Origin of the sequence: Aeromicrobium sp., from assembly GCF_014378035.1 — a bacterium.
Taxonomy (GTDB): Bacteria; Actinomycetota; Actinomycetes; order Propionibacteriales; family Nocardioidaceae; genus Aeromicrobium.
On sequence record NZ_JACMOM010000384.1, the window covers coordinates 1 to 12690 of the forward strand.

A 12690-nucleotide genomic window follows, 5' to 3' on the forward strand; every position below is an offset into this window, starting at 1 on the left:
CGTGGTCGAGGGCAAGAAGGACGCCAAGCGCGCCAAGATCCTGGCCAAGGAGCTCGAGTGGGTGCGCTCCAACGCCAAGGCCCGGCAGGTCAAGAACCAGGCGCGTCTCGGCCGTTACGAAGAGATGGCCGCCGAGGCCGAGCGGCACCGCAAGCTCGACTTCGAGGAGATCAACATCCCGGCCGGCCCGCGCCTCGGTGACGTCGTGCTCAACGCCAAGGACCTGCACAAGAGCTTCGGTGACCGCGAGCTGTTCGACGGCCTGGCGTTCGACCTTCCGCGTGCCGGCATCGTCGGTGTCGTCGGCCCCAACGGAGTGGGCAAGTCGACCCTGTTCCGCATGATCATGGGGGAGGAGAAGTCAGACGAGGGCTCCATCGAGGTCGGCAAGACCGTCAAGATCTCCTATGTCGACCAGGGTCGTGGTGGCATCGAGGACAAGCTCAACGTGTGGCAGCTCGTCTCCGGCGAGCTCGACTACATCAAGGTCGCCAATTTCGAGGTGCCGAGCCGCGCCTACGTCGCCTCGTTCGGCTTCAAGGGCCCTGACCAGCAGAAACCCGTCGGGGTGCTGTCCGGTGGTGAGCGCAACCGGCTCAACCTGGCCCTCACGCTCAAGATGGGTGGCAACCTGCTGCTGCTCGATGAGCCGACCAACGACCTCGACGTCGAGACCTTGCAGTCGCTGGAGGACGCTCTCCTGGACTTCCCCGGTTGCGCCGTGGTGGTGTCGCACGACCGGTGGTTCCTCGATCGCGTTGCGACGCACATCTTGGCGTGGGAGGGCAATGCTGACAATCCCGCACGTTGGTTCTGGTTCGAGGGCAACTTTGCTGACTACGAGATCAACAAGGTGGAGCGCCTCGGCGAGGAGGCAGCCCGGCCCCACAGCGTCACCTACCGCAAGCTGACGCGGGACTGATCAGGCCACGCCTCTCAGAACGTGTGGCCGTGCAGATGGTCGACGACGGCCTGCATGACCCGGCCCATGGCGGCAAGGTCGTGGTCGTCGGCGATCTCGATCAGGTAGTCGTTGACGCCCTGCACATGGGTGTGGGCCGCGGCCTCGAGGACCTGCGTGCCGTGGTCGGTGAGAACCGCGGACACACCGCGACCGTCCTCAACGCACTGCCCCCGAACCACGATGCCCTCTCGTTCGAGCCGGGCGATCGTGTGGGTGATGCGGCTGCGCGAGTGTGACACCGCAGTGGCGAGCTCGGCCATGCGGATGGCTCGTCCGGGCGCCTCCGACAGACGCACGAGGATCTCGTACTCTGGCATGGACAGGCCATGAGCTGCGCGGAGATCGCGGTCGAGACGCTCCATCAGCACCGTGGTGCCACCCAGGAAAGAACGCCAGACACGCTGCTGGTCGGCGCTGAGCCACGCAGTCTCCGCCACTTCTTCCATGCGGGGCATACTACGTGAAGCCGGGTTTGATTGAACCTTCAATCGTGTGCTACCTTCTATCTGGTTGAAAACTTAACTATACACGTCAGGAGACAACATGACCACCAGCACAGCAGTCACCACCGGTACTTGGGCCATCGACGCCAGCCACACCGAGGTCGGATTCACCGTCCGGCACCTCGTGAGCAAGGTCCGTGGCAAGTTCGAGACCTTTGAGGGCACCATCTCCAGTGCGGATGACATCACCGCCTCGGGTGTCAACGTGTCGATCGATCTGGCCTCGGTCAACACCGGCTCTGCCGACCGTGATGCGCACCTGCGCTCAGGCGATTTCTTCTCTGCCGAGGAGAACCCCAAGATGACGTTCGTCTCGACCGGCATCGCGCCCAAGGGTGGCAGCGACTTCGTCATCACCGGTGACCTGACGATCAAGGGCATCACCAAGTCCGTCGACCTGGCGACCGAGTTCCTCGGCGAGGGTGGCGACCCATGGGGCGGCACGCGCGTCGGACTCGAGGCCACGACGACCATCAGCCGCAAGGACTTCGGCATCGACTTCAACATGCCCGTCGAGGGCGCTGACAAGCTCATGATCGGTGACAAGATCACCATCAGCATCGTCGCCGAGGCCGTTCTGCAGGCCTGAACCGCTGACTCCCTGCGGCAGGCTCGCTCAGCGAGAGGTCATGCGGACCGCGAGGTCGGCATGCAGGGAGGCGAGCTCCTGACCCGAGCGTGAGCCGCCCGGTTCGAACCACCGCACGAGATCGACACCGAGGGACAGCAGCGAGAACGCTGTCCCGGGTACGTCATCGACATCCAGGACGCCCTGGCCGACACCGTCGGTCAGGGCGTCCTGCATCGTCTTCTCGATGCTGCGCCGAAAGGTCGCCACCTCGGCTCTGTGCGCAGGAGTGAGCGCGTGGTACTCGTACTGCACGATGCGTCCGACTCGACTGTTGTCGGCGTGCCACAGGCTGAAGTCGTAGACCATGGCCCGCAGGCGATCGACCGGATCGGTCGTCGACTCTGCGGCACGGTCGATGACGTCGAGGGCCGCGCGGTGTCCTTGCAGGCTCACCGTGAAGAGCAGGCTCTCCTTGGAGTCGTGGTGCACGTAGACCGCAGCGGGGCTCATGCCGGCGCGCGATGCGATGTCACGCGTCGTCGTGGCGGTGAAGCCCTTCTCGGCGAACGCCTCGACGGCGGCATCGATGAGCCGCTGGCGTGCCGTGATCGTCGTCATGTCGTGACCTCCATCGGTTGACAGCATGACGGAGGGCTTGCATGCTAAGCAAGCGCTTAGTGAAATTGGCTCTGCGCACCTGACCCCGAACCTGAGGCGGCTTGATGAGACGGATGACGTTCGATGACGACCACGAGGCCTTCCGCGAGTCGTGCGCCGCATTCCTCGCCAAGCACGTCGAGCCGAACCTCGAGGCCTACCTGGAGGACAAGGGACTTCCGCGGGACTTCTGGCTTGCCGCCGGGGCTGAGGGTTTTCTCGGTCTCGAGATCCCGGAAGAGTTCGGTGGTGCGGGCGCCGGTGACTTCCGGTTCAACGCCGTGCTGTCCGAGGAGATGAGCAAGCTCAACGCCGCTCTCGCCTCGTGCGCCGGCATCCACTGCGACATCGTGGCGCCCTACGTCGTCGACTTGGGGACCGACGAGCAGAAGACGCGCTGGCTCCCCGGCATGGCGACCGGCGAGATCCTCACTGCCATCGCGATGACCGAGCCGGGCGGTGGCTCCGACCTCGCCGCTCTCAGGACGACAGCGGTCCGGGACGGCAACGAGTGGGTCATCAACGGCTCCAAGACCTTCATCACGAACGGCTACTCGGCGGATCTCATCGTCACCGCCGTGCGGACGTCGCCGGACAAGGGCGCTCGTGGCATCAGCCTGTTCGGCATCGAGGCCACAGACATCGGGTTCAGCCGCGGTCGCAAGCTCGACAAGGTCGGTCAGTCCGAGTCGGACACCGCCGAGCTGTTCTTCGACAACGTCCGCGTCGGCGACGACCGGCTGATCGGTGAGAAGGACCAGGGCTTCATCTACATGATGGAGCGCCTGCCGCAGGAGCGACTCAGCTGTGCGGTGTCCAACGTGGCGCACGCCAAACAGATCCTGGCCGAGACGGTGCAGTACGCCCACGACAGGCACGCCTTCAAGCAGGCCATCGGCAGCCTCCAGCACAACAAGTTCCTGCTCGCCGAGCTCGTCACCAAGATCGAGGTGGCCGAGGCCTACGTCGACGCCGCCGTCCTGGCCCACACGCACGGCGACGCGACGGCCATCGATGCGGCAAAGGCCAAGTGGTGGTCGTCGGAAATCCAGAACGACGTCCTCGACCACTGCGTGCAGCTGCACGGCGGCTACGGATTCATGAACGAGTACCGTGTCGCGCGCGCCTGGCGTGACGCACGGGTCAGCAAGATCTGGGCCGGATCCAACGAGATCATGAAAGAGCTCATCGGCCGTGACCTCGGATTCTGAGCCAACCAACAATGATCATCCTCATACAGAACTGCCCTACCAAGGAGTGACACCACATGCCTGAAGCCGTCATCGTCTCTACTGCCCGCTCACCGATCGGTCGCGCGTTCAAGGGTTCGCTTAAGGACATGCGAGCGGACGACCTCACCGTGCTGATGGTGCAGGCCGCCCTCGCCAAGGTTCCCGGGCTCGACCCGAAGGACATCACTGACCTGCTGCTCGGCTGCGGCAGCCCTGCCGGCGAGCAGGGCAACAACCTCGGTCGTGTCGTCGCGGTGCTGGCGGGGATGGACCACCTGCCCGGCACGACAGTCAACCGCTACTGCTCCTCGAGCCTCATGACGACCCGCATGGCCATGCACGCGATCAAGGCGGGCGAGGGCGACGTCTTCATCTCCGCCGGTGTCGAGTCCGTCAGCAGCTATGCCAAGGGCAGTGCCGACGCGATGCCCGACACCCGCAACCCCCTGTTCGCCGGCGCGCTTGCGCGTACCGACTCTCGTTCGCAGGAAGGTGCAGAGCCGTGGACTGATCCCCGCGAGAGCGGTCTGCTCCCCGATGCCTACATCGCGATGGGCCAGACAGCCGAGAACGTCCAGCAGAAGATCGGCATGAGCCGGCAGGAGCAGGACGAGTTCGGTGTCCGCAGCCAGAACCTGGCGGAGAAAGCCATCGCCGACGGCTTCTGGGCCAAGGACATCACCCCGGTCACCCTGCCCGACGGCACGGTCGTGAGCACCGATGACGGCCCGCGCGCCGGCGTCACGCTCGAGGCGGTCTCGCAGCTCAAGCCGGTCTTCCGGCCTGACGGCACCATCACCGCCGGCAACTGCTGCGCGCTCAACGACGGCGCTGCGGCAGTGGTCGTCATGAGCGACACGAAGGCGAAGGAGCTGGGCCTGACGCCGCTCGCGCGTGTCGTCTCGACGAGCGTCACTGGGCTCTCGCCCGAGATCATGGGTCTCGGCCCGATCGAGGCCACCAAGCAGGCCCTCGCCTACGCCAAGATGTCGATCGACGACATCGACCTGTTCGAGATCAACGAGGCGTTCGCGGTCCAGTCGCTCGGCTCGGCCCAGGCCCTCGGCATCCCGCTCGACAAGCTCAACGTCAACGGCGGTGCCATCGCTGTCGGCCACCCCTTCGGCATGACCGGCGCGCGGATCACGAGCACGCTGATCAACTCGCTGCAGCACCACGACAAGCAGTACGGCGTCGAGACCATGTGCGTCGGCGGCGGCATGGGCATGGCCATGGTCCTCGAGCGTCTGTCGTGAGCCGCTTCGACGGCAAGGTCGCCATCGTCACCGGCGCGAGCCGGGGCATCGGGCTGGCCATCGCCGAGCGTCTGGTGGCCGATGGCGCCAAGGTCGTCATCACGGCGCGCAAGGCCGGCCCGCTCGAGGAGGCCGTCGCAGCGCTGGGTGGAGCAGACCATGCGATCTTCGTTGCTGGTGCCGCCGACGACCTCGCGCACCAGGACGCAACGGTGGCCGCTGCTCTCGACACCTTCGGGCGCGTCGACTTCCTGGTCAACAACACCGGCATCAACCCGACGTACGGACGGATGATCGACGTCGACCTCGGCGCGGCCGAGAAGACCTTCCGGGTCAACGTCATCTCCTCGATCGCCTGGGCGCAGAAGGTCTATCACGCCTGGATGTCGTCGCACGGCGGAGCGATCGTCAACGTTGCCTCGGTCGCGGGGCTCAAGCCGGCACCGGGACTCGGCGTCTACGGAGCCTCGAAGTCAGGCGTCATCCATGTCACCGAGGAGCTCGCGGTCGAGCTCGGCCCCGACATCAGGGTCAACGCCGTCGCCCCGGCCGTGGTCAAGACCCGCTTCGCGGAGGCGCTCTACGAGGGTCGAGAGGAAGAGGTCGCTGCGACGTACCCATTGAAGCGACTCGGTGTGCCTGACGACATCGGCTCGGTCGTCGCATTCCTGCTGTCGGAGGACGCGGCCTGGGTGACCGGCCAGACGATCACGATCGACGGCGGCCTGACCCTCACCGGAGGCGTCTAGGCCACCCCAACCCCAGAAGTGAAGGGTTGCCGTTCATCTCTCGTGCTGAGAGTGAACGACAACCCTTCGCCTCGTGGGGCCGCTGGCGTCAGCTGACGCTGACGGCTGACCAGGTTGCCTTGACTGCGGTGACCTCCGGGCTGCCGGCGCCGTAGAGGTCCGTGGCGGACTTCACGGTGTCGAGACGAGCCTGGGCGTACGTCTCGGTGGTCGTCATGTAGTTGGACAGTGCACCGAACCAGATGGCTGCGGCCTTGTCCCGACCTATTCCGGCGACCGTCGACCCGTTGCAGGTGGGGCTGTTGCCGAACGTGCTTGGGCCGCTGCCGTTCGACAACAGGTAGAAGAAGTGGTTGCCCACTCCGGAGGAGTAATGCGGGTCGGAACCCGGCACCGACGGGCTCCAGCAGCTGAACGAGCCGCCGTCCTTGCTCGGGTCGTCCATGTAGCGCAACGGAGATCCGTCGCCGTTGATGTTGATCTCCTCGCCGATCAGGAAGTCCGGGGTGTCGGCCGTGCTGTTGGCGTAGAACTCCACCATCGTGCCGAAGATGTCACTCGTCGACTCGTTGAGGCCGCCAGCGTCGCCGGTGTACTCCAGCCCCGCGGTGTTCTCGGTGACACCGTGCGTCATCTCGTGTCCTGCGACGTCGAGCGCCACGAGCGGGTTCTGGTTGTTCGACCCGTCGCCGTACGTCATCTGCGAGCCGTCCCAGAAGGCGTTGACGTAGTTCTTGCCGTAGTGCACCCGCGACGGCACGCCTCGGCCATCGCCGAAGATGCCGTTGCGGCCGTGGACGGTCTTGAAGTAGTCGAAGGTCGTGGCCGCACCGAAGTGGGCGTCGACCGCGGCGGATGCCGGGTCGTTCACGGTGCCGTCTCCCCAGGCGTTGTCGGTGTCGCTGAACGTCGTGCAGGTGCCCGCAGTGTGGTTGCCCAGGTTGCACGTGCGGTTGCCGCCGTGGGTCGAGTCGAGCATCGTGAAGCTGCTGCCGCTACCGGAGGTGCTCAGCGACACACTGCCGATGAAGATGCCCTGGCCGGTTCCGGTCGCGGCTGCCTGCGGGCGAGGTTTGGCGGCCGATGTCGCAGCCTTCGTGGGCGTGCCCATCTTGACCGGGGTCAGGATCGTCTCCTGGGCGCTGCGGACCTCGTTGGTCTTGGCGTCGGTGACGACGACCTGCCGACTCGGCGTCTGGCCGTCGGCCTGGACCCCGCTCACGATGGTGCGCCAGGCGAGGGCCGGTGTGCCCCTACGCGCGTCGACCACGAGCGTTGCGCTGCCGGCTCTGGTCGAGCCCTTCGCCGCCGATTCGCGCGCCTGCTGACGTGCGGTTGCTCGGTCGACCTTGGGCGATGTGCTCACGCTGATGGTGCGGTCCTGCGCGACGGACAGGCCGTTGGTCTTTTCCGCCGACGTCAGATGGACGACGAAATCGCCCCCGATCACGGGGAGCCCGCCGTACGTGCGGTTGAACCGCACGTGGCTCTCACCATTCGCGGCACCGACGTTGTCGACGACGGTGTAGGCGTCGCGGCTCGAGCCACGGACCTTCGCCGGGTTCTCCTGGATGTAATCCTTGGCGGCCGCGACGGCGTCGGGATGGGCTGAGGTGCTGGTCGCCGCGGAGCCTGCGGACGGCGTCGAGACGCCGAGTCCGGCCACGAGCAGGGTTCCTCCTGCGATGGCAAAGACTTTGTTCATTGAGATGTCCTCTCGGTTGGCAATAGGCGTGACGCTAATGACATTTCGTCAAAGCCGGTCATGCCAACTGGCCATGCCATGCGCGGTGCTGTTGTGTGCCGGCGAAGCGGCTTACGCCGCCCCGCGGGGTCCAGCGGGGAGGGTGCCGTGGGCGTCGTGCCACGCCCGGTAGACAGGTTGATGTTCGAGCGTCTCGGTCAGGACCTCTGCGGTGAACCGCGCGAGCTTGTCGAGATGCCCGACGAACGGATTGTCGCGATCGATGACCAGGAGCCGACGGGTGCGCATGGGGATGCCGATCAGTGGCTTGAGCACCATGCCGGAGTCGCGGACGGTGGGGGTGCTCAGCGCGATGGCCTCGCCGGCGCGGATCAGCTCGATGCTGAGCCCGTCACTCAGGTAGTTGCTGATGCGGGGTGTGAAACCGGCTTCGAAGCAGATGCGGGTCATGCAGTCGGCCTCCCGGTCGACGTCGAGGGGCGACAGCAGCCACTCCTCCTCGTGGAGGTCGGCGAGGTCGAGCTCGCCGAGACCGGCCAGGGGGTGGTCGGCTGCCATCAGCACGAATGCCGGCTCGCATCCGACGGGTCGGGTCAACAGCCGGGGGTCCAGCGGTATCTCGTGGCCGACGAATTCATGGATCACGGCGAAGTCCAGACGGCGCGAGCTCAGCAGGTCTAGGAGACCGTCGATGCGAGTCTCGTTCTCGGTGATGATCTCGGTACCCGGGACGACGGACCGGAGACCTCGCAGGAGGCCGACGAGGGCGTTGCCGAGCGTCACTCCGATCCGTACCTCGGGCGGTGTGACGAAGGCGGTCTTGACGACCAGGTTGGTCTGCAGCGAGTCGATGACCGAGAGCACGGCGTTGGCCCGTCCGATCACGACCCGACCGAGCGGCGTCAGCTCGACCCCTGAGCGGGAACGCTGGAACAGCGGACCACCGAGGTGGTCCTCGACCCTGCGCACCTGCCGGGTCAGCGCCGGCTGGGTCGTGCCCAGCACCGTCGCAGCCCGCGTGATGCTTCCTTCATCGGCGACGGCTTTCACGATCCGCAGATGCCTGGTCTCGATGTCCATGGAACCCCCGCGTCAGGGTAACCGGGATTTGTCACGACGAGATGATGCTGAACGGGCGTCGTGTCGCCAGACCTGCACGCCAGTGTCCCGTGGGTGACTTATGTCTCGCCACAAAGATGAGGAATGCCTCATCTTTAAGTTGAGGAATCCCTCATGTTTTGGCATTATCGAAGGTAACGCCCGTCGATCCAGCGACGGCGGCAACGACAGAGGGACACCACGTGACGACGATCGACACCCCGCTTGCCACGATCCAGCCGACCGAGCGCCGTGGAGCCCTCGTCGACCGCATCGCGTCCGGTGCGCCGTACGCCATTGCCTTCGGCGGGCAGGGGGCCCCGTGGCTCGAGCCGCTCGCCGGGCTGATCCGGGACTTCGCGCTCGAGTCCGAGCTCGAGTCGCTCGTGACGCAGGCGGAGGCCCGCCTCGTCCCCGTGGCCGCCGAGCTGGCACGCGTCGGCGTGACGTTCACACCATTGGCCTGGGCCGACGTCATCGCCGTCGGGGAGTCCGCCGAGGACGACGACGCCCCCGAACCGCCGAGCTCCGCGGTGCTGGATACACCCGGAGCCTCGGTGCCCGGCATCCTGCTGACGCAGCTGGCCGGCATCCGCGCTCTCCACCGTCAGGGCATCGACACCCAGCTCGCCGCCCCCGCCGCCATCATCGGCCACTCGCAGGGTCATCTCGCCGCCCAGTCGCTCGCCGGTGTGCCCGACGCCGACCTTCTCGCCATCGCCCGCTTGATGGGTGCCGCAGCGCAGTTGGTCGGCCGCCGCCGCGGTCTGCTGGGGGCCACGATGGTCAGCGTCTCCAACGTCAAGCCCGAGCGCATCGACGAGATCCTTGCCGAGCTCCCGGCCTCGCTCCGAGTCGTCTCGCGCTTGCGCAACGGTCGACGCAGCGTCGTCCTGTCCGGACCTGCCGAGAGCCTGCGCATCGTCGAGTCCCGTTTCGAGGAGATCGCCACCGCCGAGAAGGCCGAGCGGGAGCGCAAGATCATCGGCGGCACCCCCTTCGCCCCGATCGTGGAGCCACTTCCCGCACAGCTGGCCTTCCACCACCCCGACCTCGCCGAGGCAGCGGATCTCGTCGCGACCTGGGCCTCCGCCTGTGGTCTCGACGGCTCTGCCGCCCACACCCTCACGATGCGGTCGATCGTCGACCCTGTCGACTGGGTCGCCTCGATGGAGTCGGCGATGGACGCCGGCGCGGGCTGGATCCTCGACCTCGGGCCCAGCGACCTCGCGGCCCGCCTCTCGGCCCGTGAGCTGCGCAGTCGTGGTGTCGGCATCATCGCGACCACGACCCGTCGTGGCCACCGCGAGCTGACGGCCGCTGGCGGCGCCCCCCGCCGGGCCACGCCGTGGTCGGCTTATGCGCCAGGTGTCGTGACCCTGCCTGATGGCAGCCTCCACGTCGAGACACGGTTCACCCGACTGACCGGCAAGTCGCCGATCCTGCTGGCTGGCATGACACCGACGACCGTCGACGCCGCCATCGTGGCCGCGGCCGCGAACGCGGGTTTCTGGGCCGAGCTCGCCGGTGGCGGACAGGTCACGGAGAAGATCCTGACCGACCGAGTCGCCGAGCTCGACACGCTTCTCGACGCGGGCCAGACCTACCAGTTCAACTCCCTCTTCCTCGACCCTTACCTGTGGAAGCTGCAGATCGGGCAGAAGCGTCTGGTGCAGCGTGCCCGCGCTGCCGGTGCACCCATCGACGGCGTCATCGTCACGGCCGGCATCCCCGAGCTCGATGAGGCGGTCGCGCTCGTGGAGGAGCTCCGCGAGGTTGGCATCAGTCACATCGTCTTCAAGCCCGGCACCGTCAAGCAGATCCGCCAGGTCGTCGCGATCGCCAAGGCCGTCGCTCCCACGCCGGTGCACATCCAGATCGAGGGTGGCAGGGCCGGTGGCCACCACTCGTGGGAAGACCTCGACGACCTCCTCCTCGCGACCTATGGTGAGCCCCGCGCCCTCGACAACGTCGTCGTGTGTGTCGGCGGAGGCATCGGTACGCCCGAGGTCGCGTCGGCGTACATCACCGGCGAATGGTCACGGCGTCACGGCTTCCCGCTCATGCCGCTCGACGGCATCCTCGTCGGCACCGCTGCCATGGCAACCCTCGAGGCGACGACCACGCCAGCGGTGAAGCAGCTCCTGGTCGACACCAGGGGCACCGGCACCTGGGTCGGCGCGGGCAGTGCCAAGGGTGGCATGGCTTCGGGCCGCAGCCAGCTCGGCGCCGACATCCACGAGATCGACAACACCGCCTCTCGCACCGGCCGTCTTCTCGATGAGGTCGCTGGCGACGCCGAGGCCGTGGCCGCACGACGCGACGAGATCGTCGAGGCGCTCAACCGCACCGCCAAGCCGTACTTCGGCGACGTGGACACCATGACGTACGCCCAGTGGCTCCGCCGCTTCGTCGAGCTGTCGGGCACCCCGACCTGGCTCGACGACACGCTGCGGGACCGGTTCCAGGCCATGCTCCAGCGCGCCGAGGCACGGCTGCACGCTGCTGACCGCGGCAGCATCCCCACGCTCTTCGGCGACGCTGCTGTCGTCGACGACGGAGCAGCGGCACTCGCCCTCCTCCTCGAAGCCTTCCCGTCGGCCGACGACGTGATCCTGCACCCGGGCGACGTCCTCTTCTTCGTCGACCAGTGCCGTACCCCGGGCAAGCCGGTCAACTTCGTTCCGGTGATCGACGCCGACGTCCGCCGCTGGTGGCGTTCGGACTCGCTGTGGCAGGCACACGACTCGCGCTACTCCGCCGACGAGGTCTGTGTCATTCCCGGCACAGTCTCCGTGGCCGGCATCGACCGGGTCGACGAGCCGGTCGCTGCACTGTTGCGCCGATTCGAGGACGCCACGATCGACGGGCTGCTCGCCTCGGGCCGCGCGCCCCAGCGGGTGTCCGGCCGTCGCCGCGTCGAGGACGCCGGTGACGTCCTGTCGCTCGTGCTCGCCGCCCCTGACCTGGTGTGGGCCGGCCGCACCGTGCGCAACCCCGTGCACCTCCTGGGATCAGAGTGGTTCATCGTCGACGCGCTGCGTGCCGAGCATCCCGAGACGGGCGCATCACTGACTGCCCGCGACGGCCGCACGGCCGAGCTGCATGTGCCGCTGGCCCGCCCCCTGACGCTGACCATCGAGGTCGGCGACTCCGTCCTCGCCGGCGCAGCGCCGGTCGCCTCCACCTCGGTCGCGGCTGCCGCGATGGGCTCGCTCGTCGCGGGCGCAGCCGGCGGAGAGGTGCCCCCTGTGTCTGCGGGTCGAGCCACCGTCACGGTCGAGTGGGACCCCGACCTCGTCGCTGACCACGCCGGAGTCACCGGCGCGGAGGTGCCGGTCCACCCGGTCCCCGATGTGCTGGTGGGCCTGGCCTGGCCATCGGTGTTCGCGGTGCTCGGCGCGGCCTCCACCGACGACGGCATCCCGGTCATCGAGGGAATGTTGGACCTCGTCCACCTCGACCACGCGGTGCGGCTGACGGGGACGCTCCCGGTAGCACCGTCCGCTCTCACCATCTCTTCGGTCGTCGACTCGATCTCCGACACCGGTTTCGGCCGCGTCGTCACTGTCGACGTCACGATCACCACCCCGGCCTCCGGTGAGGTCGCGACACTGCGCGAGCGCTTCGCGATCCGCGGCCGCACAGGCTCCGGCGAGCTCGTCGACCCCACCCGTGCCGGAGGATCACTCGGCGACAACGTCAGGGACACCCCTCGTGCGTCGCGCGCCGCCGCGACTCTCGTCGCCCCCACCGACCTGCGCGGCTTCGCGGCTGTGACGGGTGATCACAACCCGATCCACACCAGCGTCGCGGCGGCCCGCCTCGCAGGTCTCGGCGCCCCCATCGTGCACGGCATGTGGGTGTCGGCGGGCGCCCCGCAGGTGCTTGCCCCCGGGACGGGCCCCGCCGGCGGGGGAGCGCGGCCCCCCCCCGCGGGGGCACCAACCCTCCC

General features: G+C 67.4%; 10 protein-coding genes. 6 read left to right on the forward strand and 4 right to left on the reverse strand.

The window, feature by feature from the left end:
• On the forward strand, positions 1-922 hold a 922-nt coding region (locus tag H7290_RS20525), incomplete at its 5' end, for an ATP-binding cassette domain-containing protein (RefSeq protein ID WP_290515876.1).
• 14 nt (positions 923-936) lie between these two features.
• Here H7290_RS20525 and H7290_RS20530 read toward each other — a convergent pair.
• Entirely contained in the window at positions 937-1410 is a 474-nt protein-coding gene (locus H7290_RS20530; RefSeq protein ID WP_290515877.1) for a MarR family transcriptional regulator, read from the reverse strand.
• A 97-nt stretch (positions 1411-1507) separates the two neighbouring features.
• Here H7290_RS20530 and H7290_RS20535 point away from each other — a divergent pair, with 97 nt between their 5' ends.
• Entirely contained in the window at positions 1508-2056 is a 549-nt protein-coding gene (locus H7290_RS20535; RefSeq protein WP_290515878.1) for a YceI family protein, read from the forward strand.
• A 27-nt stretch (positions 2057-2083) separates the two neighbouring features.
• Here the strand turns inward: H7290_RS20535 and H7290_RS20540 are convergent, their stop codons facing one another.
• The gene (locus H7290_RS20540) at positions 2084-2656 is read right to left on the reverse strand and encodes a TetR/AcrR family transcriptional regulator (protein WP_290515879.1); all 573 of its coding nucleotides are present in this window, start codon (positions 2654-2656) and stop codon (positions 2084-2086) included.
• Between the two features lie 104 nt (positions 2657-2760).
• Between H7290_RS20540 and H7290_RS20545 the strand changes: the two genes are divergently transcribed.
• From H7290_RS20545 to H7290_RS20555, 3 genes are read left to right on the forward strand one after another with little or no spacing between them, the layout of a single operon-like run.
• Positions 2761-3906: an acyl-CoA dehydrogenase family protein gene (locus H7290_RS20545; protein ID WP_290515880.1), complete on the forward strand. Its 1146-nt coding sequence runs from the start codon at positions 2761-2763 to the stop codon at positions 3904-3906.
• 56 nt (positions 3907-3962) lie between these two features.
• Positions 3963-5183: an acetyl-CoA C-acetyltransferase gene (locus tag H7290_RS20550; RefSeq protein ID WP_290515881.1), complete on the forward strand. Its 1221-nt coding sequence runs from the start codon at positions 3963-3965 to the stop codon at positions 5181-5183.
• On the forward strand, positions 5180-5932 hold the full coding sequence (locus H7290_RS20555) for an SDR family oxidoreductase (protein ID WP_290515882.1): 753 nt from the start codon (positions 5180-5182) through the stop codon (positions 5930-5932). The genes H7290_RS20550 and H7290_RS20555 overlap by 4 nt, the downstream gene beginning before the upstream one ends.
• Positions 5933-6020: 88 nt before the next feature.
• Here the strand turns inward: H7290_RS20555 and H7290_RS20560 are convergent, their stop codons facing one another.
• Complete coding sequence (locus tag H7290_RS20560) at positions 6021-7637, reverse strand: M4 family metallopeptidase (protein ID WP_290515883.1); 1617 nt, start codon at positions 7635-7637, stop codon at positions 6021-6023.
• A gap of 111 nt (positions 7638-7748) precedes the next feature.
• Positions 7749-8717, reverse strand: coding sequence for a LysR family transcriptional regulator (locus H7290_RS20565; protein ID WP_290515884.1), 969 nt, complete (start codon positions 8715-8717; stop codon positions 7749-7751).
• Between the two features lie 221 nt (positions 8718-8938).
• Here H7290_RS20565 and H7290_RS20570 point away from each other — a divergent pair.
• Positions 8939-12690 (forward strand): fatty acid synthase subunit beta domain-containing protein (locus H7290_RS20570; protein WP_290515885.1); only part of this gene is annotated, 3752 nt, incomplete at its 3' end.

What these genes read in the sequence shown, in the direction of transcription:
- H7290_RS20545 (WP_290515880.1), top strand. Translation starts at nt 2,761, where the DNA reads ATGAGACGGATGACGTTCGATGACGACCACGAGGCCTTCCGCGAGTCG.
- H7290_RS20560 (WP_290515883.1), bottom strand. Translation starts at nt 7,637, where the DNA reads ATGAACAAAGTCTTTGCCATCGCAGGAGGAACCCTGCTCGTGGCCGGA.
- H7290_RS20540 (WP_290515879.1), bottom strand. Translation starts at nt 2,656, where the DNA reads ATGACGACGATCACGGCACGCCAGCGGCTCATCGATGCCGCCGTCGAG.
- H7290_RS20535 (WP_290515878.1), top strand. Translation starts at nt 1,508, where the DNA reads ATGACCACCAGCACAGCAGTCACCACCGGTACTTGGGCCATCGACGCC.
- H7290_RS20530 (WP_290515877.1), bottom strand. Translation starts at nt 1,410, where the DNA reads ATGGAAGAAGTGGCGGAGACTGCGTGGCTCAGCGCCGACCAGCAGCGT.
- H7290_RS20550 (WP_290515881.1), top strand. Translation starts at nt 3,963, where the DNA reads ATGCCTGAAGCCGTCATCGTCTCTACTGCCCGCTCACCGATCGGTCGC.
- H7290_RS20565 (WP_290515884.1), bottom strand. Translation starts at nt 8,717, where the DNA reads ATGGACATCGAGACCAGGCATCTGCGGATCGTGAAAGCCGTCGCCGAT.